26 protein-coding genes are annotated in these 24,108 nt (G+C 49.0%); 4 read left to right on the top strand and 22 right to left on the bottom strand.

All coding sequences use genetic code 11. The features are described from left to right. Positions 1–105: 105 nt before the first annotated feature. Complete coding sequence (gene ubiG, locus CR46_RS0111420; RefSeq protein ID WP_030072959.1) at positions 106–849, top strand: bifunctional 2-polyprenyl-6-hydroxyphenol methylase/3-demethylubiquinol 3-O-methyltransferase UbiG; 744 nt, start codon at positions 106–108, stop codon at positions 847–849. Next, positions 850–1,518 (top strand): HAD-IA family hydrolase, encoded by a 669-nt coding sequence (locus CR46_RS0111415; protein WP_030072957.1) that lies wholly within the window; start codon positions 850–852, stop codon positions 1,516–1,518. It begins immediately after the preceding gene. 124 nt (positions 1,519–1,642) lie between these two features. Here the strand turns inward: CR46_RS0111415 and CR46_RS0111410 are convergent, their stop codons facing one another. The 13 genes from CR46_RS0111410 to CR46_RS0111350 all read right to left on the bottom strand — a co-directional run bounded on the left by CR46_RS0111410 (position 1,643) and on the right by CR46_RS0111350 (position 12,519). Next, positions 1,643–2,404, bottom strand: coding sequence for a YciK family oxidoreductase (locus tag CR46_RS0111410; RefSeq protein ID WP_030072955.1), 762 nt, complete (start codon positions 2,402–2,404; stop codon positions 1,643–1,645). A gap of 32 nt (positions 2,405–2,436) precedes the next feature. Beyond that, positions 2,437–3,228 carry a tol-pal system protein YbgF gene (gene ybgF / locus CR46_RS0111405; protein WP_030072953.1) on the bottom strand — a complete coding sequence of 264 codons (792 nt, stop codon included), beginning with the start codon at positions 3,226–3,228 and terminating at the stop codon, positions 2,437–2,439. An 83-nt stretch (positions 3,229–3,311) separates the two neighbouring features. Then, positions 3,312–3,857, bottom strand: a complete 546-nt coding sequence (pal, locus tag CR46_RS0111400; protein ID WP_030072951.1) for a peptidoglycan-associated lipoprotein Pal — start codon at positions 3,855–3,857, stop codon at positions 3,312–3,314. 46 nt (positions 3,858–3,903) lie between these two features. Further along, positions 3,904–5,190 carry a Tol-Pal system beta propeller repeat protein TolB gene (tolB, locus tag CR46_RS0111395; RefSeq protein WP_030072949.1) on the bottom strand — a complete coding sequence of 429 codons (1,287 nt, stop codon included), beginning with the start codon at positions 5,188–5,190 and terminating at the stop codon, positions 3,904–3,906. Then, entirely contained in the window at positions 5,190–6,266 is a 1,077-nt protein-coding gene (tolA, locus tag CR46_RS0111390) for a cell envelope integrity protein TolA (protein ID WP_035536612.1), read from the bottom strand. The genes tolB and tolA overlap by 1 nt, the downstream gene beginning before the upstream one ends. A gap of 13 nt (positions 6,267–6,279) precedes the next feature. Beyond that, entirely contained in the window at positions 6,280–6,717 is a 438-nt protein-coding gene (gene tolR / locus CR46_RS0111385; protein WP_030072945.1) for a protein TolR, read from the bottom strand. An 11-nt stretch (positions 6,718–6,728) separates the two neighbouring features. Then, positions 6,729–7,409 carry a protein TolQ gene (gene tolQ / locus CR46_RS0111380; protein ID WP_232222375.1) on the bottom strand — a complete coding sequence of 227 codons (681 nt, stop codon included), beginning with the start codon at positions 7,407–7,409 and terminating at the stop codon, positions 6,729–6,731. Positions 7,410–7,553: 144 nt separating this feature from the next. Continuing rightward, the gene (ybgC, locus tag CR46_RS0111375; RefSeq protein WP_030072941.1) at positions 7,554–7,946 is read right to left on the bottom strand and encodes a tol-pal system-associated acyl-CoA thioesterase; all 393 of its coding nucleotides are present in this window, start codon (positions 7,944–7,946) and stop codon (positions 7,554–7,556) included. After that, the gene (gene ruvB, locus CR46_RS0111370) at positions 7,943–8,980 is read right to left on the bottom strand and encodes a Holliday junction branch migration DNA helicase RuvB (RefSeq protein ID WP_030072937.1); all 1,038 of its coding nucleotides are present in this window, start codon (positions 8,978–8,980) and stop codon (positions 7,943–7,945) included. Before ruvB ends, ybgC begins: the two co-directional genes overlap by 4 nt. Before the next feature lie 42 nt (positions 8,981–9,022). After that, positions 9,023–9,631 (bottom strand): Holliday junction branch migration protein RuvA, encoded by a 609-nt coding sequence (gene ruvA / locus CR46_RS0111365; RefSeq protein ID WP_030072935.1) that lies wholly within the window; start codon positions 9,629–9,631, stop codon positions 9,023–9,025. A gap of 70 nt (positions 9,632–9,701) precedes the next feature. Continuing rightward, a complete protein-coding gene (gene ruvC / locus CR46_RS0111360) occupies positions 9,702–10,259 on the bottom strand; it encodes a crossover junction endodeoxyribonuclease RuvC (protein WP_030072933.1) in 558 nt (185 codons plus the stop codon). Between the two features lie 130 nt (positions 10,260–10,389). Further along, positions 10,390–12,171, bottom strand: coding sequence for an aspartate--tRNA ligase (gene aspS / locus CR46_RS0111355; protein WP_030072931.1), 1,782 nt, complete (start codon positions 12,169–12,171; stop codon positions 10,390–10,392). A gap of 66 nt (positions 12,172–12,237) precedes the next feature. After that, positions 12,238–12,519, bottom strand: a complete 282-nt coding sequence (locus CR46_RS0111350; protein ID WP_030072930.1) for an FmdB family zinc ribbon protein — start codon at positions 12,517–12,519, stop codon at positions 12,238–12,240. A gap of 202 nt (positions 12,520–12,721) precedes the next feature. Here CR46_RS0111350 and CR46_RS0111345 point away from each other — a divergent pair, with 202 nt between their 5' ends. After that, positions 12,722–13,672: a D-2-hydroxyacid dehydrogenase gene (locus CR46_RS0111345; RefSeq protein WP_030072929.1), complete on the top strand. Its 951-nt coding sequence runs from the start codon at positions 12,722–12,724 to the stop codon at positions 13,670–13,672. Between the two features lie 11 nt (positions 13,673–13,683). Here the strand turns inward: CR46_RS0111345 and yccX are convergent, their stop codons facing one another. Together yccX and CR46_RS0111335 are read right to left on the bottom strand one after the other, a co-directional pair. Beyond that, positions 13,684–13,959: an acylphosphatase gene (yccX, locus tag CR46_RS0111340; RefSeq protein WP_030072927.1), complete on the bottom strand. Its 276-nt coding sequence runs from the start codon at positions 13,957–13,959 to the stop codon at positions 13,684–13,686. A gap of 172 nt (positions 13,960–14,131) precedes the next feature. Next, the gene (locus CR46_RS0111335) at positions 14,132–15,031 is read right to left on the bottom strand and encodes a YihY/virulence factor BrkB family protein (protein WP_030072926.1); all 900 of its coding nucleotides are present in this window, start codon (positions 15,029–15,031) and stop codon (positions 14,132–14,134) included. 162 nt (positions 15,032–15,193) lie between these two features. Between CR46_RS0111335 and CR46_RS0111330 the strand changes: the two genes are divergently transcribed. Further along, a complete protein-coding gene (locus CR46_RS0111330) occupies positions 15,194–16,288 on the top strand; it encodes a bifunctional nicotinamide-nucleotide adenylyltransferase/Nudix hydroxylase (RefSeq protein WP_030072924.1) in 1,095 nt (364 codons plus the stop codon). A gap of 47 nt (positions 16,289–16,335) precedes the next feature. Here the strand turns inward: CR46_RS0111330 and CR46_RS0111325 are convergent, their stop codons facing one another. The 7 genes from CR46_RS0111325 to CR46_RS0111295 form a co-directional block, all read right to left on the bottom strand. After that, on the bottom strand, positions 16,336–17,253 hold the full coding sequence (locus CR46_RS0111325; protein WP_030072922.1) for a LysR substrate-binding domain-containing protein: 918 nt from the start codon (positions 17,251–17,253) through the stop codon (positions 16,336–16,338). 53 nt (positions 17,254–17,306) lie between these two features. Beyond that, on the bottom strand, positions 17,307–18,725 hold the full coding sequence (gene cls, locus CR46_RS0111320; RefSeq protein ID WP_030072920.1) for a cardiolipin synthase: 1,419 nt from the start codon (positions 18,723–18,725) through the stop codon (positions 17,307–17,309). 117 nt (positions 18,726–18,842) lie between these two features. After that, a complete protein-coding gene (locus CR46_RS0111315; protein ID WP_030072918.1) occupies positions 18,843–20,348 on the bottom strand; it encodes a fumarate hydratase in 1,506 nt (501 codons plus the stop codon). A gap of 180 nt (positions 20,349–20,528) precedes the next feature. Beyond that, positions 20,529–21,353 carry an endonuclease VIII gene (gene nei, locus CR46_RS0111310; protein WP_030072916.1) on the bottom strand — a complete coding sequence of 275 codons (825 nt, stop codon included), beginning with the start codon at positions 21,351–21,353 and terminating at the stop codon, positions 20,529–20,531. 3 nt (positions 21,354–21,356) lie between these two features. Beyond that, a complete protein-coding gene (gene uvrB / locus CR46_RS0111305) occupies positions 21,357–23,381 on the bottom strand; it encodes an excinuclease ABC subunit UvrB (RefSeq protein WP_030072914.1) in 2,025 nt (674 codons plus the stop codon). A gap of 26 nt (positions 23,382–23,407) precedes the next feature. Next, a complete protein-coding gene (locus CR46_RS0111300; RefSeq protein ID WP_030072912.1) occupies positions 23,408–23,815 on the bottom strand; it encodes an OsmC family protein in 408 nt (135 codons plus the stop codon). Next, the gene (locus tag CR46_RS0111295) at positions 23,815–24,012 is read right to left on the bottom strand and encodes a hypothetical protein (protein ID WP_030072910.1); all 198 of its coding nucleotides are present in this window, start codon (positions 24,010–24,012) and stop codon (positions 23,815–23,817) included. Before CR46_RS0111295 ends, CR46_RS0111300 begins: the two co-directional genes overlap by 1 nt. Positions 24,013–24,108: the final 96 nt, after the last annotated feature.

The raw sequence follows: 24,108 nt of genomic DNA, 5'->3' as shown, positions 1-24,108 counted from the left end.
TTCCTTTTCATGCGTTGTGCTCCAGGAGTGGTTAGAATGACATCATACTGAACGGCTGGTTGGATGCCACCTTCATGCCAACATAACGACGACGGGAGTCAGAATATGCAAGCGATATCTCAGGATAGCACTACTCATCGCAACCACGACAATGTCGACGCAGCAGAAGTTGCTAAATTTGAAGCACTTGCTAGCCGTTGGTGGGACTTAGAGGGTGAATTTAAACCACTGCATGAGATTAACCCTTTACGTCTTGATTTTATCGACGCTCGCGCAGGGCTAGCCGGCAAACGCGTAGTGGATGTTGGATGTGGTGGCGGCATCTTAAGCGAGTCTATGGCCCATCGTGGGGCCAACGTTACTGGCATTGATCTTGGAGATGCCCCTCTGAGTGTTGCTCGTTTACATGCTGCAGAAAGTGGCGTAACAGTAGATTATCGATTGATAAGTGTTGAAGCCTTAGCAGCAGAAAAGCCAGGGCATTATGATGTTGTCACTTGTATGGAAATGCTTGAGCACGTCCCAGACCCGGCATCTGTTATCCGCGCTTGCAGTAAACTGGTTCGTCCAGGGGGATATATTTTCTTCTCGACCTTAAATCGCACCCCTAAATCCTATGCTTTTGCGATTTTAGGTGCTGAGTACGTGCTTAAACTGTTGCCCCGTGGCACCCATGATTATGCGAAATTTATACGCCCTTCTGAGATGGCTGCTTGGGCAAGAGCTGCCGATCTTGAGATTAACGAACAAACCGGGCTCACATATAATCCCATAACTCGTCACTACCGTTTAGTAGCTAATGATGTGTCGGTTAACTATATGATGTATTGCCGTAAAGCGAGTCAATAAATGTCAACGTCTCTCCCTGAAGCCATACTGTTTGATCTAGACGGAACTCTCGTTGACACAGCCCCAGACCTTGCTGAAGCGACAAATGCATTGAGACGGCATCATGGTCTGGTATCCCTGCCTTACAGCCAAATACGTGGTCAAGTATCTAATGGGGGTAGCGCCTTAGTTACCCTGGCTATTGGTATCGAAAGTGGTTCTACTGAGCATGATACAGCGCGCCAGTATTTGCTAGATGCTTACGAACAGGCCGTTGCTGTCCACAGTCGACTATTTGAACCCCTTGATCAATGGCTCGTCCGCTGGCATGCCGAATCACGCTTATGGGGAATTGTAACGAACAAGCCTCGGCGCTATACCCTTCCACTGCTTGAAGCCTTGGCACTGACCCCAGGTGCGCTTTTATGTGCGGATGATCTTGCGGTTAAAAAACCTGCCCCTGAACCTCTGTGGGAAGCTGCGCGCAGGCTTAACGTGGCGCCGCAAGCGTGTTGGTACGTTGGTGACCATATCCGTGATATTGAGGCGGCAAAAGCAGCGGGAATGACGGCTGTCGCAGTTGGGTACGGGTATATCAGTGAGGAAGACGATTACCATCAGTGGCCAGCTGACTTATGGTTTGAAACCTGTAAAGACTTAGTCGATGCCCTAACGGCCTTTCATCGGTAGGGTTATTGGGCAACGTTATTTGATGAAAATGCGTAGAACATCGACAAGCGGCACGTCAAAAGCTATGTATCAAAAAACTGTGTATCAAAAAGCTGTGTGTCAAAAAGCTATGGGAAGCGTACGCTCATGCACGTGGTGGTTGAGCATCAAATTTTTGACCACTGGTGCCGGCACTATCAGGACCCATCAACCATAAGTAGGTGGGCATTATCTCTTCGGGAGTACGCAGAGTAAGAGGGTCTTCACCAGGATAAGCAGTGCGACGCATTTGAGTACGTGTTGCACCTGGGTTTAGGGTGTTAACCCTTACAGTTGACTGGTTATCAAGTTCGTCAGCAAGCACTTCCACGAAGCCTTCAGTGGCGAACTTGGACACTGAGTACGCCCCCCAATAAGCTCGGCCTTTTCGCCCAACGCTTGATGAAGTGAAAATGACAGAGGCATCTTTTGACTGCTGAAGCAGTGGCAACAACGCTTGGGTCATCCAAATAGGTCCATTGATATTGACCTGCATGACTTGCTCCCACAGCTCTGGGTTGTATTGCTCAAAAGGGGTAATTCTTCCCAGTAAGCCAGCGTTATGAAGCAACCCATCTAAACGACCAAATTCCTTATCGAGGGTTTCAGCCATGTCGTGGAAGTCTTTAAGCGTTGCACCTTCAAAATTGAGCGGAAAAATTGCGGGCTGAGGCCCACCTTCTGCTTCAATTTCATCATAAACACGTTCAAGTTTTGCAATTGTACGGCCAAGCAGTATTACAGTTGCCCCATGACGGGCGTAGCTAAGTGCCGCAGCACGTCCAATACCATCACCCGCACCGGTTACCAACACGACGCGGTTTTCCAAAAGATTGGACGCTGGTTGATAGTCGATTTTGCAGCTCATGAGGTTTCCTTGATGCGAAAGTGTAATCAATATTATCCTGCAGACTGACGTAAAAAGTCATTTGCAAGCCCTGCAGCGCTACTCTGCGGATAATCATCACGTACTTGTTCCAGCAATTCACGGCTGCGTTCAGCCTCGCCTTGGCGTGCTTTCACTAACCCCAGTTTATAGAGCGCGTCGGGCACTTTGCTACTACCGTTGTACTGCTCAATGACGCGACTAAACGACGCATCAGCTGCGCTAAGTTCGCCTTCCGCCGCATAGAGCTCACCCAGCCAGTAATAACCGTTAGCCGTCAAACTACTGTCGGGATGATCGCTGACAAAAGCTTTGAACGCATCGATAGCATCTTCAAATTGACGTGCTTGAACATGGGCGAAGGCCGCCTGATAGTCAGCCTGAGCATCTTCACTGACGTTACGGCTAGAAGGAGCATTGACTACTTGCTCAGCTGCTTCTGGCTCTACTTCCGGTGTGGATTGCTCAATTTGATTTGAAGCGCTATTCATTAAGCGATCTTCAATGTCTAGGTACTGTTGCTGGGATTGTCGACGAAGCTGCTCTAGCTGATGCCGTAGTTCTTCGATCTGGCCACGTAGTTGCTGAATTTCCTTCTGATGCTCTTGTACTTGATTAAACAATACAAGGTTTCCGCCAGATGATTCCTGACGTTGAGTTTGCTGATAAAAGCCACTCGAACCGCTGGATAAATCTTGAACGAGGGGCTGCTGACCAAAGGCCGTCAGGGGCAATACGGACAGCGGGAGCACTATGGCTCCCGCACCGCACAGCCTCTCAAAATAACGTTTGAGACTGTGATTCATGATGACTCCAATCATTACTTAGTTAGCGTACCTAGCGCCTAATAACGCGTACTTAATGTTCAGCACTAGGTACACCAATGCCATCAGTAGTTAAAGACAACGCGACGGTTTTGAGAGTAGGCACTCTCACCTTGGCCACTAGCGGCTGGGCGCTCTTCGCCGTAGCTCACCACGCTCATTTGCGAAGGAGATACGCCTTGAATATTCAAGAAACGCTGAACAGCTCCGGCACGACGCTCACCAAGGGCCATGTTGTATTCGCGAGTACCACGCTCGTCGGTGTGACCATGCAGAACAACTTGAGCGCTGGGGTTGGCGCGTAGGTAGCGAGCATGGGCCATCACTACTGATTCGTACTCGCTTTTGATTGTATCGCGGTCAAAATCAAAATAAATGGTGCGTACTTCTGGAATGCGTGAGTCTGCTTGTTGATTAGAGCCGGCACCTGAACCAGATGTGGAGCCATACTGACCACCAGCGCCCGCACCGGAGGTACTAGACCCCATGCTGCTGCCATCCTGGCTTCCATAAGAATCACCGTCCTGGGTGCCGCCGGTGCTGGAACAGCCAGCGATAACTACGATAGATAGCGCTACTGCCAATGAGCGAGCCAACGGTTTGAGTTGCATAATCAGACTCCTTGCCTGAAAACAAAAAATTAATACTTTTCGTCAATTAATTTAAAAAAGGTGACCACGCGGGATCACGGACATCACCCTGCGCTGCGGGTAATCTAAATGACGAGCGGCCATCCGCTGAAACGGCACTTAATACCCCATTGCTACCCTGTTGGGTAGCGAAGATTACCATGGTCCCGTTCGGGGCAACACTAGGAGATTCATCTCTTGTTGTTTCACTTATGACAACAAGGCGTCCTCCATCACGTTCTTGCCGTGCAACTTGATAACCACGGCTAGAGCGGTGAATCAAAAAGATGTACTCACCATCAGGAGAGTAACGCGCGCGGGCATTATAGTTGCCTGTAAACGTTATGCGGTTTGCCTCACCGCTACCTAGTGAATACTCATAAATTTGTGGTCCGCCGCTACGGTCAGAGGTAAATAGTAAACTACGCCCATCCGGTGCCCAAGCGGGCTCGGTATCAATACTGCTATTTTGAGTAATACGTTCTACCGAGCGATTATTGATATCTAGAATATAAATTTCAGGTTGTCCATCTTTAGACAATGACATCGCGATGCGGCGGCCATCCGGTGACCATGTTGGGGCGCCATTAATGCCTTCAAAAGACGTAGCCTGGACCCGCTGACCAGTCGAGACATCTTGAATATAGATCGCTGGGCGCTCTGTTTCGAAAGAAACATAAGCAAGCTTACGACCATCAGGAGACCAAGCGGGCGACATAATCGGCTGGTCTGAAGTAAGTATCTGTTGGCTATTACGCCCATCAGCATCGGCAACATACAGGCCAAATTGCATGTTATCGCCAAGCCCTTGCGCGGTGACATAGGCAATCCGAGTAGAGAAAGCTCCTCGGATATCGGTGATCTCTTCAAAAATTTGATCACTAATATAGTGTGCGGCTCCACGTAAATCATTTGTGCTCGCAGTAACCGTTTCACTAATCATGCGACGCTGCCCACTAATATCCATTAGCTCAAACTGAATCTGATAACCGCTATCCGTTTGTTGCGCACGACCTACCACTAAATATCGCACGTCTAGCGAACGCCAAGTTCCAAATTCAACGTCATCCGCTTGGTTTGGCCTATCAAACATGGCATCGCGTTCTAAGGGCGCAAAAAAGCCACTGCGTTCGAGATTATCCTGAATGATTTGAGCGACGTCTTCAGGCATATTGTCGCCGCCTGCAAAGGGTACAACACCGATCGGTAAGGCCTGATCACTCCCTCGTGTTATCTCGATCGTTAGGTTTGCATTTGCGTAACTACTCACAAAAAGCAGTACACACAATAGCCATACTTTGCTTATGGTTTGCATCAGCGAACATCCCCCGGGGTAAATCGCAGATTAAATTGACGTAAATTGCGCTGCTGCTCTGCGGGCAAGTCCCTCAGCTCGCTGAACGGTGCAGCGTGTTCTACGGCCTGCATCGCAGATCGGTCAAAGGCGCTATCACCGCTCGATGAGGCGATAGTAGTTAAAAGGACTTCTCCTGACGGGCCAAGCCTTACTTGAATCGTAGCACTCATCGTGTCACTAGCTCCCGCTGGAATTAACCATGCTTGCTCTACCGCACGACGCACAATATTAATAAAACTATTCGCGGCTTGCTGAGCCTGCTGGGCATTAGCGGCAGCCTGAGCTTCCCCTTCTAGCTGACGCTGCCTAGCTGCCTCGGCTTCACGCTGGCGTTGGGCTTCTGCCTCAGCTTCACGCTGGCGTTGGGCTTCTGCCTCGGCTTCACGTTGGCGCTGGGCTTCTGCCTCGGCTTCACGCTGGCGCTGGGCTTCTGCCTCAGCTTCACGTTGGCGCTGGGCTTCTGCCTCAGCTTCACGCTGGCGCTGGGCTTCTGCCTCGGCTTCACGTTGGCGCTGGGCTTCTGCCTCGGCTTCACGCTGGCGCTGGGCTTCTGCCTCAGCTTCACGTTGAGCGTCTTCCCGAGCTTGAGCTTCTACCTCTTGCTGTTCGGCTAGACGCTGGGCTTCTTCTGCCCTTCGCTGCGCTTCAGCTTCGGCCTGAGCTTGAGCCTCTTGAAGCTCGCGTGCTTGCTCTTCTGCCTGCGCTTGAGCCTCTTCTCTCGCAGCAGCTTCATCGGCTTGCTGTTGTAAGGCTTCTTGTTCACTTGTATCAGGTTCAGGCGCTGGTTCAGCTTCGTCAGGTTCACTCGAACTATTAAGTGCAGCCTGTTGCTCCGTTGCCTGCTGGGCCTGATCGGTAAATGTCTCAGTACTGACGAAGGTAGCTTGCACAATAGACGAAGAGTCTGGTTCTGTTGTAGAGCTTGGCAAACTCACTAAACTAAAAAACACTACTAATAGATGCACTGCAACCGCTAGAACGGTAGGCCAAGTATAGCCAACATCCTGCGGGTCACGTGGTGGTTTAACTGCCATTTGCGCGCTACCTTTAACCATCTTGTGGTGGCTCAGATAACAGCCCTACATTAGCAACACCTGAACGTTGTAGTGTGCTCATCAATAACACTATTTGTCCATAAGGCACATTGCGGTCACCACGCACCATGACTGGCGTGCCAGGTCGACGCTGCAATATTGCTACTACCCGTTCGGACATTTGTTCAAGCGAAACAGACGTTGAGTCTTCACCTAACGTAATGAAATAACCACCCTCTCGATCAACTGAAATGATGATTGGGTCACTTTCTTCTTGGCTTTCAATCGGCTCTGAGGTGACTTGTGGAAGGTCTACTTGTACCCCTTGCGTCAGCATCGGTGCGGTAATCATGAAGATCACCAGCAAAACCAGCATGACATCAATGAAGGGCACTACGTTAATTTCCGCCATCGGCTTTTTATTGCCGCTACGATTAAACGGGCCTTGCATAGCGTACTCCCTTAGCTAGCGCTGGACTTACTTTCACGGCCTTGCAAATTACGATGCAAAATGGCGTGAAATTCCTCGGCAAAGTCTTCGTACTTACCCAGCAAGCGTGCAGCATCATTAGATAGGCGGTTATAGAAAATCACCGCTGGGATAGCTGCAAAAAGACCCATTGCTGTTGCGATTAGCGCCTCAGCAATCCACGGGGCAACGGTAGCCAGCGTAGCTTGTTGTGTCATCGAAAGGGATTGAAAGGAACCCATGATTCCCCACACCGTGCCAAACAAGCCAATGTAAGGGCTCGCTGACGCGACGGTGGCAAGAAACACCAAGTGCTGAGTTAGGCGATCTTCTTCTCGAGACCAGGCAACGCGCATACTACGCTGCACACCTTCCAAGATTGTGTCGGGGTTACGTGTTTTTGGCATTAAGCGATTAAATTCACGGAAGCCTGCCTGAAAGATATGTTCTGCACCATAGTGCGGGTCATCCGCGGGAATTTCTCGATACAGCTCGTTTAAATCGACCCCCGACCAAAACGATTCTTCAAATTGGTTGTATTCCTGTTTTGCCCTACGTAGGGCAATGCTACGTTGGAAAATAACCACCCATGAGAGGATTGAACCCACCACCAGCAGCAACATCACCAGCTGAACAACCGTGCTGGCACTCATTATCAAGTGGGGAATAGACATGGTGTTATCGTTCACAGTTACCCTCGTCAAGCTATTAGCGTCGGAAGTTCCGAACAGTGGTGGTGTCTAAAGGTAATGAGGTAGCGCGCTACATCGCACTACTTCATAGATTTACGCAAGTTATCAGCGTTCGCCTAAAATGAATCATCTAAGTGCTTTCAATGCTTGTGGCCATGCCTTAGGCCGCATCTTGTCTGCGCACAGGCAGGCTATCTCGACTGTAGCAGCGCATAAGAGTTCCTCATCTCGCTGAACTTGCTGTAAAAAAGTCATGCGGCATTTGCCAACACTCTCAACAGTTGTGCTGACAATAAGCGAGTCATCTAAGCGAGCTGGCTTGCTGTAGTGGCAGGCTAGGCGATATACCACTAGCTGGGTACCTGCGTCTAGTAACGTTTGCTGATTAAGCCCTAATGTACGCAACCACTCACTACGAGCACGTTCCATAAACTTCAAATAGTTAACGTAGTAGACAATTCCGCCGGCGTCAGTATCTTCCATATATACTCTCACCGACATCGTGGCCCCATTTTTCATGGGCGACGCTCTCCCTCTGGGTCAATAGCATTCTCGTGAGGCGTTTTATTGAAGTGTAACCATGCTTGTCGCGTCACTACACGTCCTCTTGGTGTGCGCATCATTAGTCCTTGCTGGATCAAGTAAGGCTCGATGACATCTTCAATGGTGCCGCGCTCTTCACTGATAGCCGCTGAAATCGAATCTACCCCGACAGGGCCGCCATCAAATTTATCGATCATTGCCAGTAAAAGGCGCCGATCCATATGATCCAGCCCATGGTGATCGACATTTAGCATATTAAGGGCTGCATCGGCGAGCGTTACATCAACGATGCCATTGCCCTTTATTTCTGCGTAGTCACGCACCCGACGCAGCAGTCTATTGGCGATACGAGGGGTCCCTCTTGAGCGTCGTGCGACTTCTACTGCTCCTTCATAGCTGGTTTCTACACCAAGCAAGCGAGCCGAGCGCGTGACAATCTCAGTAAGTTCTTCGAGATTGTAAAACTCCAGCCGCTGCACAATGCCAAAGCGGTCACGTAGGGGGGAAGTTAGTAGGCCTGCGCGCGTTGTCGCGCCCACCAAGGTAAAACGAGGCAAATCGAGCTTGATTGACCGGGCTGCTGGCCCTTCGCCAATCATAATGTCTAACTGAAAATCTTCCATCGCCGGGTACAGTACTTCCTCTACCACAGGGGACAGGCGATGAATTTCATCAATAAACAGTACATCACCGGGTTCTAGATTTGTCAGCATGGCTGCCAAATCACCTGCACGCTCAAGCACGGGGCCAGAAGTTGATTTCAGCCCTACCCCCATCTCAGTAGCAATAATATTAGCAAGCGTTGTTTTACCAAGCCCTGGTGGGCCAAAGACCAAGGTATGATCTAGGCTTTCCTGACGTAGTTTTGCAGCCCCCATGAAGATTTCGAGCTGCTCACGTACGCGTGGTTGCCCAATATAATCCTTGAGATGTTTAGGACGAATCGCATGATCAATACGCCCTTCCCCGTGCTCGGGCTGTGCTGCAATTAATCGGTCATGTTCTAACATAAGGTGCGCACTATCCGTCGTTCCATGAAATAACCTACGTTGTTACCCAGCCATGCGTTTGGTCAGCGCGGCTTTAATAATTGCCTCTGTTGACTGCTTAGGGTTGATATCAGCCAACATCTTTGATGCTTCAGTGAGCTTATAGCCCAAACTTACCAGGGCAGCTTCTGCATCTGCCAGTGTGTCGCGTGGAGCAGGTTCACCATTGGTCGCTTCTAAAGCTAGGGGCGCATCCGCCCCGTTTTCCCATTCAGGGAAGCGATCACGCATTTCAATAATTAACCGCTCTGCGGTTTTTTTACCAACGCCAGGAAGTTTCGTCAGTGCTTTGCTATCGTCGTCACGGATACAGCGCATAAACGCGGCTTCGTCCATACCAGAAAGGATGGCTAATGCTAGTTTAGGCCCTACGCCGTTGACTTTAATTAAGGCCCGAAACAATGCGCGCTCTTGCTCACGCCCGAAACCGTAAAGCAAATGGGCATCATCACGAATCGTAAGGTGCGTATACATAGATACGCTCTCTCCCACAGCAGGGAGCGCTATTAATGTGTTCATGGAGGCTTCTAGCTCGTAACCGACGCCATGTACATCTACTACTATCCAAGGGGGATGCTTTTCTAATAAAAAACCATTGATACGACCGATCATAAGCACGCTCACAATAATAAAAAGCTGTTATTTACTATAAAGACACTCTGTACAAATGACCAGTAGACGGCTAAAGCCGCCATCGACCGGTACTGCGCCTACGGCCACCTCTAGCAGTAGACGATACTGGTAAAAGACCATGCCCAGCGTAGGCATGGGTAAGCGCGATTGCTAGCGCGTCTGCAGCGTCAGCCTGTGGCGTTGATGATAGCTGGAGAATGGCGGTTACCATATGCTGAACTTGGCTTTTATCCGCACCGCCCTGACCTGTAACGGCTTGTTTGATCTGTCTTGCTGCGTATTCCGCAATGTTTAAGCCGTGATTCGCAATGCAAACAAGTGCTGTGCCCCGTGCTTGACCAAGCTTCAGCGCTGAATCAGGGTTTTTAGCCATAAAGACGCGCTCAATTGCCACTGTATTGGGTCGATGTAACCCGACCACTTCGCTCAAGCCTGCATAAATTTGCGCTAAGCGCTGCTCTAAAGGGCCATCGGTGGTTCTAATACAGCCACTGGAGACATAATGAGGCTTAACACCCACTAAATCGATGACACCATAGCCTGTGATACGCGACCCTGGATCGATACCCAAAATTCTAATCGCAGGGGCGGGCTGCTTTTCATCCATGTCACCTTTCCTATAATTGCGAGCTGTTCAAACAAAAACACCGACGCCTAAACGTCGGTGCTGAACTACTCATCATTGACCTAATTGTTGCTGAACCATTCGTTACTGAACGACAAGCAGAGCCGAGCAATTATTCGCTGGTGGTTTCTGCTTTTGCTTTTTGGCGCAGGCGGATATTTAGGTCTTTCAACTGGTCTGCGCTGACTTCACCCGGTGCGTCGGTCATTAAGCAGCCGGCACTTTGGGTTTTCGGGAAGGCAATGACTTCACGAATTGTCTTAGCGCCGGCCATCAGCATGACTAGGCGATCTAAACCGAACGCTAGGCCGCCATGGGGAGGTGCGCCATACTGGAGTGCATCCAGCAAGAAGCCAAATTTTTCTTGCGCTTCTTCTTGGCCAATTCCCAAAATTTCAAACACTGTGCTCTGCATGGTTTGATCGTGAATACGAATGGAACCACCGCCTAGCTCGGTACCGTTAAGCACCATATCGTAAGCGCGTGAAAGTGCGCTTGCAGGGTCAGCTTTCAGCGCTTCTGGCGAGCAAGAAGGGGCTGTGAACGGATGGTGTAGCGGGCTAAGACGACCGTTGTCATCCGCTTCAAACATCGGGAAATCAACAACCCATAACGGTGCCCACGCCTGGGTGTAAAGCTCAAGGTCGGCACCTAACTTGACGCGTAATGCACCAATTGCCTCATTGACGATGCGCGCTTTGTCGGCACCGAAGAAAATGATGTCTCCATCTTCAGCTCCGACCCGATCAAGCAGCTCTTCAACGATGTTTTCCATGAACTTAACAATCGGCGACTGCAGACCCTCAAGCCCTTTTGCGCGCTCATTGACTTTAATCCATGCCAGGCCTTTTGCACCGTAAATACCAACGAACTTAGTGTATTCATCGATTTCTTTACGCGACAGTTTGGCACCACCGGGCACTTTCAATGCCGCTACACGGCCATCTTCAGCACTTGCTGGACCTGAGAAAACCTTGAAGTCAACCTGCTTCATCAGATCGTCAACATCGGTCAACTCTAGCGGAATGCGTAGATCCGGCTTATCAGAACCAAAGCGATCCATGGCTTCTTGCCACGTCATGCGTGGAAACTCAGGCAGCTCAACGCTCATCACTTCTTGGAAGAGTTGACGAATCATGGCTTCGGTAATGCCCATGATGTCGTTTTCTTCGACAAAAGAGGCTTCGATATCAATTTGCGTGAATTCGGGCTGACGGTCAGCGCGCAAATCTTCATCACGGAAACATTTTGCTATTTGGTAGTAGCGGTCAAAACCAGCCACCATTAACAGCTGCTTAAACAACTGTGGTGACTGTGGTAGTGCAAAGAAGCTGCCTGCATGAGTTCGGCTAGGAACTAGGTAGTCGCGGGCACCTTCGGGCGTTGCGCGAGTTAATACCGGCGTCTCGATATCCAAGAAGCCTTGGTTTTCCAAATAGGCGCGAACGTTATGAGAAATACGCGAACGCAAGCGTAGCTTCTCAATCATATCCGGACGACGAAGATCGATATAACGATGCTTTAAGCGAACTTCCTCGCCTACTTTGTTATGTTCATCCAGCTGAAAAGGGGGTGTGGCAGCAGTGTTGAGTACTTCCACCTCTTTAGCTAATACCTCAATCATGCCCGTTGGCATATTGGGGTTTTGCGTTCCTTCAGGGCGCAGCCGGACACGGCCAGTAATACGAAGTACGTACTCACTGCGAGCACGGTCAGCATTAGCAAATGCTTCGGCGGTGTCAGGGTCGACAACGAACTGAGCGATGCCATCGCGATCGCGCATATCTAGAAAGATGACCCCACCATGATCACGGCGGCGATGAACCCAACCGCAGACAGTGACCGTTTGTTCCACCAAAGTTTCGTTAAGCTGGCCGCAATAATGGCTGCGCATGTCTAATCCTGTTCTGTTACGTGGCAATGAGATTGTCGTGGGTCTTTCTGACCCTGACAACCGCGGCTAAGCCGCGGCGCCCTTTTTCGTTGATGCGCTACTGGTATCGTTTGTAGCACTAGCGCTGGAAGTAGATTGGCCATCTGCCGCCAAGTTTTTCTTACTTCCTGTTTTAAAATCGGTTTCATACCAACCGCCGCCAGCAAGGCGAAAACCAGCTGCTGAGACCAAGCGCTCAAGACTGGCTCCCTGGCACGCGGGGCAATCCTTCAGCGGATCCGCGCTGATTTTCTGCAATTTTTCCATGCGATGACCGCAGGCCTTGCACTCGTACTCATAGATGGGCATGTTGATAACTCCTGAAAAGCTCAACTCCGACAGGCTAAGTTTGTATAGACTAGCGGCAAATATAACGGTTGCCAGGCAAAGAATATGTGGCCTACCGGAATAAATTCCAAGACTGCGGTTGATAGAGCGACACATTATACCCTTTTGTGCCCCCTGCTGAGCAAGGCCAAGCGCCTTTCGACAGATAATGGAGAAAAGAAAAATGCCCAATGCGGTAATGCTAGATGCCGAGAGCTTAGGTGCGGATATCGATCTCACAGCAATTCGTCACATTGTTAATCATTTAGAGGTGTATCAGCAAAGTACCTCCGAGCAAGCAAGTGAGCGCTTGGCGGAGGCGGACATAGCGATTGTCAACAAGGTTGTACTGAACGCAGAAACACTAGCAACATTGCCTAAACTGAAGCTGATATGTGTGCTAGCTACTGGGCTTAACAACATTGACATTCACACAGCTAAAGCCCAGAACATAATGGTAAAAAACGTCACTGCCTACGGAACAGCTAGTGTCTCTCAGCATACGTTAATGCTAATGCTGGCATTGGCAAATCGGTTGCCACGCTATCAAGCCGACATTGCTCAGGGTGAATGGCAGCGCAGCGATTTCTTTTGCTTACAAGGCCACCCAACGCTACAACTGTCGGATAAGCATTTAGTAATGGTCGGCCAAGGGGAGCTAGGAACCGAGGTGGCGCGCTTAGCTGAAGCGTTTGGTATGAAAGTAACCTTTGCTGCTCGACCTGGAAATGAAACAGACGACAAACGCCCCTCTCTCGACGACTTATTACCGACGGCAGATATTATTAGCTTGCATTGCCCGCTTAACGAAACAACCAAGCACCTTATCAATCGCACACGATTGGCAAGCGCAAAGCCATCACTACTACTTATTAACTGTGCTCGTGGTGGCATTATTGACGAGGAAGCCGCGCTTGAAGCGCTTCGCGATGGAAAAATTGGCGGGCTAGCGGTTGATGTGCTTCCCACAGAGCCGCCGAAAGAAGGCCATCCTCTATTAACTGCGTTAGCAGAAGGCGAGGCACTCAATTTGATAGTGACTCCTCATAATGCCTGGATTACGCCAGAGGCTCGCCAAAATATTGTGGCCCTCACCGCTGATAATATAAAACAGTGGCAAAGTGAGGCGAATTAATCGAGCGCCGCTTAATAAGTAGCGAAATGATCAGGAGCGCGGTGATCATCCAGTACTTCAATTGTGACATGGGTGACTCGCGCTCCTTCTGGCCCCTGCCATAGCCACTCTGTTAGAGCAGACACAGCCGCTGAATCACCGCATAGAACGACTTCAACACGCCCGTCAGGTAGATTTTTAGCATACCCCGTTAGGCCTCGTTGTAGCGCTTGCTCTTGTGTTGATCGCCGAAACCATACTCCCTGCACTTGCCCCGTTACATAGGCACGCACACAACAAGTCGACATAAACTGTCCTCCCAGTGTTTATAAATCAGTGCTTATAAGAACAGTCCTTTTAGAATTCAGCCTGATAAAGATGCAAACTGAACTCTGTTGATACCCGTACTTCTAAAACAAACCTTTTCTAGGACCATCTACCTATCTGTTTTAAAACAACATTTTTAAATCAACACACGCTTTATAACAACTCTCGTTTCACCAGCACTGCACTATTACGCGGTACCAATGGTCGTCCACGACGGAGTAACAAAGAGCGAGTAAACGCAGCGCCAAATAACAATATTAATGAACTGTAATATACCCATAGCAAAATCATCACAACAGACCCCGCTGCTCCATAGGTAGATGCTGTGGCGGTATATGCCAAATAGATAGCAATGACGCTGCGACCAATTGTAAATAGCACGGCGGTCACTACCGCACCAATTAGTACATCTTGCCAACGGAGAACAACATCTGGCAACACTTTGAAAATAGTAGCGAACAATAGCGCTACCATCGCCAGTGAAATTAATGACTCAAGCGATGTAGTTAATAAGCTAGCATAGGGTAATAAATTACCGGCTCCATGGAGCATACCCCGCAAGATAACTCCTAACACTAACGATACTAGTAGGATGAAGCCAATAGACAAAACAACCGTTAAAGACAGTAAACGATTTTTTATAAAGATAAGAGCACTATTAGAGGTGGGCTTTGCAGTGACGCCCCATATGGTATTAAGCGAAAATTGCATTTGCGCAAATACGGTCGTGGCCCCTACCAATAAGGCCACAAAGCCAAGTATTGTTGGTAAGATACCTGACTCTTCGATACGTGATTGGGCAACGGCCTGCTCAATCGCAAGTGCAGCTTCAGCGCCTAATGTACCCTGAAGCTGAGCAACAATCTGACCTTGAGCAGCCTCTTCCCCCAGGACGACTCCAATAACAGTCACCGCTATGATGACGGTGGGTGCTAAAGAGAACAGTGTGTAAAACGCTAATGATCCTGCATAGCTGAAGGCATTTCGTTCAAGCCATAACGCTGTTGCATCTTGAACCACATTCCACCAAAAAATGATCGTTTTTTTCAGCATATTCATTCCCTTAACAAAAAGTGTCCCTATTAAGCACTTACATAAGCTACATCTGACAATCATACCGAACTAAAACGTTGAGCGCAGGTGGAGACACATTGCGCCCCTTAACTACCCACTTCATAATGGCTCTCCTTTCTCTCTTACGACCAAGGAAGCGTTATGAATTCGGATGCTGTTACACCTGCTACGGCTTACGACTTTGATTGCTTGGTGTTTATTGGTCGTTTTCAGCCGCCTCATCTTGGCCATCTTGCTATTATCCGTGAGGCGTTAAAACAGGCACGTCAAGTCATTGTATTAGTGGGGTCTGCCTGGCAGGCGCGCTCTTTACGCAACCCGTGGAAGTTCGATGAGCGTCAAGCAATGATTCGCTCTGGATTTGATGACCTAGACAATCAACGTCTAGAGATTACGCCATTACTTGATGCGCTTTACAACGATGATGTGTGGGTACGAGACGTGCAACGTAAAGTGCGCGACTTAACTTCGCCTGCGAACGCTCGCTTACCCCGTATTGGTTTGATTGGTGCCAGCAGGGGGCAATCAAGCTACTACTTATCGCTATTCCCCCAATGGGAATCCGTCAGTGTTCCACTCGTTGAAGGTATCTCGGCGAGCCAAATACGTGAGCGCCTATTCCGTTCTCTCGGCTCTACTGATGACTATTTGAGCACGGGGGCTTACCATGATTTACCACCAGAAGTTGTTAAAAGCGTTGATAAATTTTGTAAAGGTATTGACTACCATTGCCTATTAGAAGAGCAGCAGTTACTGGATCAGTATAAGCAAGCGTGGGCACAAGCCCCCTACCCGCCAATTTTTGTAACCGTTAATGCGGTTGTTGTCCAATCGGGCCATATTCTGCTGGTGAAGCGAACGGCTGCGCCAGGAAAAGGGCTTTTTGCATTACCGGGTGGCTTCATAAATCCCCATGAGCGTTTATTAGATGCTTGTCTGAGAGAGCTTCGCGAACGTTTAAGGCTGAAAGTACCCGAACCAGTTTTGAAAGGCTCGCTGCGCGGACAACGATTGTTTGATGAGCCTCATCGAAGTTGGCGAGGAAGAACACTAGCGGAAGCTTTCTATTTTGCCCTTAGACCTGACCAGCAGTTGCCCCGCTTAAAACCAGTCAAAGGTGGTGACCATGCTCGCTGGGTTGCTCTCGCAGACTTGGAACCTGAAAGTTTGTTTGAAGATCACTTTTTTATTATTCAAAACTTCCTCGGTTTGCCGGCAGATTTAAGTACATTTTAGTATCCTGGCGCTTTCTCACATCAATTTTCTAGCTATTATTCTGCAGGCTATGCCTGCAGAAAATCGCGGGGCAGCTTCATCATTTGACGCCAAAGACGCTCAACGCCAGGCTTATGGACTAACGAACAGCGGTAAAGTCTTATTTCTAGAGGAATATCCCAATTTTCATCGCCAGCTCTTACTAATTTGCCGGTTTTGAGCTCTTCACGGATACAAAAATCAGGAATCCAAGCGATCCCCACTCCTTGCAGCACCATACCTTTCAAACCTTCTGCCATGGCTGTTTCATAAACCGTACGAAGCTTGAGTCGCAATGGATCGTTTTTGAGCAGCATGCGTACGCTTCGCCCCAGAAATGCCCCCTGCGTATATGCTAGATAAGGAATTGAACTGTCGTTTTGAATTGAGAACAGTGGTTTGCCTTGTTCATCCGGCAATGAAACCGGCAACATTTTCACTTGGCCAATAGAAAAAGAGGGAAAGACTTCTGCGTCCAGCTGCATAGTGGCAAAGGGGTCATAATATGCCAACATCAGATCACAGTTACCTTCGCGCAGAACATGGATGGCCTCGCCAACGTTCATGGCGACTAACCGAGTAGGTAGTTCACCTAACCCTTTTTGTAGGCGAGAAATCCAAGGGGGATAAAAACTTAACGCTAACGAATGAGCGGCTACGATATCAAGCGCTTCATTAGCAATCGAAACGCCTCTGAGGTGGCTTAAGGATTCATTTAATTGCTCTACTAGGTTCCGCGCGGTGATTAAAAATAACTGCCCCTCTGATGTAAGGCCAATTGGAGTCGTAGAGCGATCAACCAAGGTGACCCCCACTGCTTGTTCTAGCGCACGAATACGACGGCTAAAGGCAGGCTGTGTGACGTGGCGCTGCCTGGCAGATGCCGAAAAGCTTCGTGTGTTTGCTAACGCAACGAAATCTTCGAGCCATTTTGTTTCTAAATTCACCCAAAACTCCTTGTGACTAATCATTGTTAGCAGCGTGCAGGGGGGATTGTTAATTACTGAATAGGCGCGGTTAAATATGCCGCACGTGAAATCACTTTTTTCCACATTGGGCGCTGGCTAATTTCGTCAATGGTAACGCGACGACATTGAGCAAAATCTTGCTCTAGCATGGCATGTACTTTACTAGCAAACACTGTGCTTGGGATGAAAGCTGTTATCTCAAAGTTAAGCCTAAAAGACCGATTATCCAGGTTTATTGTGCCGACTGTCGCGGCACTGCTATCAATCAGCATCACTTTTTGGTGTAAAAACCCAGGGAGATAACGGTATATTTTTACGCCTGCTCTTAACATATCCGGTAGAAATGAAAATGCTGATAAAAACACAAGCAAATGGTCAGGCCGTTCGGGAATCATCACACGAACATCGACGCCTCGCATTGCTGCCAATCTCAGCGCATCCTGTACTCCCTGATCAGGAACAAAATACGGGCTAGTTACCCAGAGTCGTTCATTGGCACTATGAATTAATTGTTGAATTAAAAGACTAGCCGTGTCCTGTTTATCGGCAGGGCCAGATGGCACAATCACTACGTGATGGTCATCTTGTGGATGACTCTCTGCATGCCAGTTTAGGGTAATGACTTCACCTGTAGCCCAGTGCCAGTCTTCCCAAAAAGCTTCCTGTAACCCCAGCACACAAGGGCCGCTCAGGGCTAAATGGGTATCACGCCAAGGACCATGGCGGGGATTTTGCCCAAGATATTCAACACCTACATTAAATCCACCTACCCATCCCTGCTTCCCATCCACTACTGCTATTTTTCTATGATTACGAAAATTAAGCTGAAAGCGATGTTTAAAGCCACGAGAAGAACGAAATGCTTTAACCTCAACGCCTTCTTTCACCATTTCGTTTAAAAAACCATCATTTAACTTTCGGCTACCCACTTCATCGTAAAGAAAATAAACACGCACGCCGCGCTGTGCCGCTTTTATCAAATGATGCTGCAATCGTTTACCTAAGGCATCATTACGCACAATAAAAAATTGTAGCAACAAATAATCTTTAGCCTGATCGATTCCTTCAAAAAGACTTGCAAAGGTCGCTTCACCATCAATTAATAAGTCGGCACTGTTGCCCTTAGTCAACGGCATCATAGCTAGTTGCTCTACTGCCTGGATATCAGTGCTAGTTGGTAATGAAAGGTGGGGCTTAATATTATGGCGATAACGCACTAACACTCGGCGTAACACATTATCTCGTGCACCCCTTGCTGTTACATAGCCATAAAAGCGCGGCCGTCCGAAAAACCAATAGGCGGGTAGCGCCACATAAGGAAACGTTAACAGTGAAATAATCCACGCCACAGCACCCTGGGACGTTCGGCTTGACATAAGCGCCATGACCGCTGACACAATACCCAATAGATGTATCAGCATAATGCTGGTCCCTAGCAACCATGAGGTCATTGACTTTTCCTCGTATGTAGTGAGCTGTTTACTGGGTTATTTCACCGCTAATGCACAAAAGCCCCGTGCGAGACGGGGCTTATTTGCAACCGATAGCAGCTTTACGCCGTCATTGTGCTACGCCTTTTGGGCGATAATTTCCTTCCACTTAGCCGGACCTGTTTGGTGAACAGACGTACCTTGGCTGTCGACAGCGACGGTAACCGGCATATCTTCAACCTCAAATTCGTAGATGGCTTCCATGCCTAAATCTTCAAAGCCAACGACACGGGATTTTTTAATTGCTTGGGCAACAAGGTAAGCAGAACCACCAACGGCCATCAGGTAAACCGCATTGTTGTCACGAATGGCATCAATCGCAGTCTGACCACGTTCAGCTTTACCGACCATACCAAGCAAGCCAGTCTCTTCAAGCATAGTACGGGTAAATTTATCCATCCGAGTAGCGGTAGTTGGGCCAGCAGGGCCAACAACTTCATCACCGATTGGATCAACAGGCCCCACGTAGTATATAAACCTTCCTTTCATATCAACGGGAAGCGGCTCGCCTTTTGCAATCATATCTACCATACGTTTATGTGCTGCATCTCGGCCAGTTAATAACTTGCCGTTCAGCAGTAACGTATCACCTGGCTGCCAGGTTTTCACTTCTTCAGGAGTAACCGTATCAAGGTTAACGCGTTTAACGTTGTCGCCCGTTTCCCGAGTAATTTCTGGCCAATCTTCAAGTTTAGGAGCAGGAAGAGCCACTGGGCCACTGCCATCAAGTGTGAAATGTGCGTGGCGGGTAGCTGCACAGTTCGGGATGATCGCCACGGGTTTATTGGCCGCATGGGTCGGATAGTCTTTAACTTTGATATCCAGCACCGTGGTTAAACCACCTAAACCTTGAGCCCCAATACCGCTTTTATTAACTTTATCAAACAGTTCAAGACGCAGCTCTTCAGCGCGATTGCTAGGACCACGCGCTTGTAAATCTTGAATATCGATAGGATCCAGCAACGCCTCTTTGGCAATCATCATTGCCTTTTCAGCAGTGCCACCGATGCCAATACCCAGCATACCGGGCGGGCACCAACCAGCACCCATTTTGGGCAATTGCTCCATCACCCAATCAACCACACTATCAGAGGGGTTTAACATCGCGAACTTAGATTTTGCTTCACTGCCACCGCCCTTAGCGGCCACATGGATATCAACCTTATCGCCAGGCACAATTGAGTGATGAATAATCGCTGGCGTGTTGTCTTTAGTGTTTGCTCGCTTACCGTCTGGATCTGCTAGAACGGAGGCACGCAGCACGTTATCCGGCAGCTTGTATGCACGCCGAACGCCTTCGTTAATCATATCGTCAAGGCTAAGTTCGGCGTCCCAAGTGACGTTCATACCCACATGGACAAATACCGTCACAATGCCGGTATCTTGGCAAATCGGACGATGGCCAGTAGCGCACATTCTCGAGTTAATTAAGATTTGTGCTATTGCATCTTTTGCAGCAGGGTTCTCTTCACGCTCGTAAGCGGCTGACATTGCATCAATAAAATCTTTTGGGTGGTAGTAAGAGATGTACTGTAGAGCATCGGCAACGCTCTGAATGACGTCGTCCTGGCGAATCACGGTCATGGACTAACAACTCCTCGGTTATCGTCTTGGCTGCGACCTTTGTAATGGCCGTCTAGATGTGTAGTAAGTATACCGTATTGGCCTTTATGCGGCAGCCACATAGGCGGTGAACCTGTTGGTAACACCTACGGCATTAGTCTGATGCAATTAATCGAATTAGAAAGATAACGGTATAAAATATTAATCCAAAGACTGGCACACTGGGCACAAATACAGCCGACGAGAACCAATCATCATCCGCTCTATCACTGAGCCACAGCGATGACAGGAAAGACCAGCGCGTTCAAACACGCTAAAACGCCATTGTCGGCGTGGTTCACCGGCGGCAATGGCCTGTTTAATCCATGCCTCGCGATTAGTAACACCTGCTTCTAAATACGCTTGACGGGTCGTTTCCACGATCATAGCGGCGAGCTGGCTTAACTGATTTTCAGTTAAGTCAACGGGGCGCTTTTTAGGGTGCAAATTAGCTAGAAAAAGAATTTCAGAGCGCAAGTAGTTTCCTAGCCCAGCGACAAGCCCTTGATCAAGTAACAATGCGCCGAGGCTTCTACGCATAAATACTGGATCAGTAAGTCGTTGTTTCACATCATCAGGAGATATGTTTTGACTTAATAAATCAGGCCCAAGGCGCGACAAGAAAGGATGTTGGTTTAGCTCGCTCTCATGCCACAGCGAAATATCAGACGCGCTGTAAAGACTGGCCGCCCTGCCCTCGGCAACCAGCCGAACACGTAACGATCTTTTCGTGCTTGGCAGCTTATCTTCGCTATGCAGCTTCCATACGCCATAGAGCTGATTGTGGGAATACAGCACACGATGGTCTGCAAAACGAATGAGCATGGCTTTGCCCCACGTATCGACTGCCTGAACCCGCTGACCAATCAGCGTTCCTGCTTGCTGGGCGAGTTCAGGAAATGCAAACCAGACATCATCAAGGTGCTTGCCGCCTATCTGTTTCTGTATTTTATCCGCAGCACGACGAATCTCAGGACCTTCAGGCATTATTTATCCTAGCGCCAGCTGTTTTTCTTTCATCTGATGAAGCTGATCACGAAGCCTCGCTGCTTCTTCAAACTCCAAATTTTGCGCAGCCTCGAACATGGCATCCTCTAACTTACTAATAGCGCCCAGCAAATCATGCTTGCTCATCGTGGCAACATCATACTCAGCCGTATTTTCAGCTACTTTCCGGTCGTTGCCACGCCGACGACTACTCTTTTTGCCCGGTGCTTGAGCGGCTTCAAGAATATCCGCTACCGAGCGTGTCACCGTCGTTGGGGTAATACCATGCTCTTCATTATGAGCGGTCTGCTTGGCACGGCGACGCTCGGTTTCATCAATTGCCTTTCGCATTGAATCAGTGATTTTGTCACCGTATAAAATAGCTTTACCATGAGCGTTACGTGCTGCACGGCCAATGGTTTGAATCAGTGAGCGCTCAGCGCGTAAAAAGCCCTCTTTATCCGCATCTAAGATGGCAACCAGCGACACTTCAGGAATATCCAAGCCTTCTCGAAGTAAGTTAATGCCGACTAATACATCGAACTTACCAAGACGCAGATCGCGAATGATTTCTACACGCTCAACGGTATCAATATCCGAGTGCAAATAACGCACGCGGATACCGTGCTCATCAAAGTACTCGGTCAGATCTTCTGCCATGCGCTTGGTCAGCGTAGTTACAAGAACACGCTCACCAACAGCGGTACGTAAGCCAATTTCTGAGAGCAGGTCATCAACCTGGGTGCTGGCAGGGCGAACCTCTATTTCCGGGTCTAACAACCCCGTTGGACGCACCACCTGTTCAACAATTTGACTGGCATGCTCGGCTTCATACTTGCCTGGTGTTGCCGACACAAAGATGGTTTGTGGCGAAATAGATTCCCACTCTTCAAATTTCATTGGGCGGTTATCTAGCGCTGAGGGTAGCCGAAAGCCATATTCAACCAGGGTCTCTTTTCTAGAACGGTCGCCCTTATACATACCGCCAACCTGGGGTACGCTTACATGAGACTCATCAATAAACAGCAACGCGTCATCCGGCAGATAGTCGAAGAACGTCGGGGGTGGCTCGCCAGGCGCGCGGCCTGAAAGATAGCGTGAGTAGTTTTCAATGCCGTTGCAGTAGCCGAGTTCCAGCATCATTTCGATATCGTAGAGAGTGCGCTGTTCTAATCGCTGCGCTTCAACTAAACGCTCATGTTTGCGCATCCACTCAAGACGCTCTTTAAGCTCTGATTTAATCGCATCAATCGCGCCTAAAATAGTTTCTCGCGGTGTGACATAGTGCGATTTTGGATAGATAGTCATGCGAGGCACGTGGGTACGCACCTCGCCGGTTAAGGGGTCAAATAGGCGAATAGAATCAACTTCATTGTCAAATAATTCGACTCTCACCGCTTCCTCGTCAGAGTCCGCAGGAAAAATATCGATGACATCGCCACGTACCCGATAGGTACCTCGGCGGAAATCCATATCGTTACGGGTATATTGCAGCTCGGCTAAGCGGCGTAAAAATGCACGCTGGTCAATCAGCTCCCCGCGGGTAAAATGCAGCCGCATTTTGAGATACTGATCTGGATCACCTAGACCATAGATCGCCGATACCGAGACAACGATAAGCGCATCACGACGCTCCAGCAGCGCTTTCGTAGCAGATAAGCGCATTTGCTCGATATGGTCATTGATAGAAGCGTCTTTCTCGATAAAGGTGTCTGAAGAAGGGACATAGGCTTCTGGCTGATAATAGTCATAGTAAGAGACAAAGTACTCTACTGCGTTATCCGGGAAAAATGCTTTGAACTCGCCATATAGCTGGGCAGCTAGCGTTTTATTGGGAGCCATGACGATCGTTGGTCGCTGCTGCTGCTGCACAACATTTGCCATCGTGAACGTCTTACCCGAGCCAGTCACCCCTAACAAGGTCTGATGGGCAAGCCCCGACTCAAGCCCGCTAATCAGGCTGCGTATCGCGGCGGGCTGATCACCAGCAGGCTTAAATTTGGACTGCAGCCGGAATTCCTTGCTCATCATGACTCCTTCAGAGGGAAAGTGAACTACTCGGTAAACGTGGAAATTTCTACCGTCGCCTGGGTCATCAACCGCTGTATTGGGCAGCGGTGGCTAATATCTTCGAGCTTTGCCCGCTGTTCAGGGTCATCAATACCGTGGAAAGTCATCGTCACGGCTAACTTATAGACACCTTTTCTTTCCTCACTATCATCGCGCTGAACTTTAACGGTGATGCCTTCTAGAGGCCACTCTTTGCGCTTGGCATACATTTGCACGGTAATTGCTTTGCAGGTACCTAGTGCAATATCAAAGTAATCATGCGGATCTGGTGCACTACCGTCTCCGCCTACTACCGGAGGCACGTCCCCATAGAGGTCTTCCAAACCATCCACTTCAATACGCTGACGAAAGGTATGGTTTCGTTCACTGATAATCGTAATTGGCTTATGCATCAGGATACCTTTATGCCGAGATTTAATTTATCGACCGCTTTTATAAGTGCTTCACGCTTCGCCCGCCCCTCCACCTCGGCACCGTAGCGACCTACCTCGGCACTATCGACCCCATCCAGCATCATCAGTGCCGTGGTAATCTTATTTACCTGATCTGCTGTTTTGACACCTTGAAACGTCAATGATTGATACGCCATTCCTTGCCCTTTTCTACGCTGGATTGAAGTCACTATGTTGAAGTCACTACGTTAGTGTAAGTAGACAACTAAAAGCTATGCAAAACTGATACGGAC

It is taken from the genome of Vreelandella neptunia (genome assembly GCF_000712975.1).
Lineage (GTDB): Bacteria > Pseudomonadota > Gammaproteobacteria > Pseudomonadales > Halomonadaceae > Vreelandella > Vreelandella qaidamensis.
This window is presented reverse-complemented; position numbering and strand designations above follow the sequence as displayed.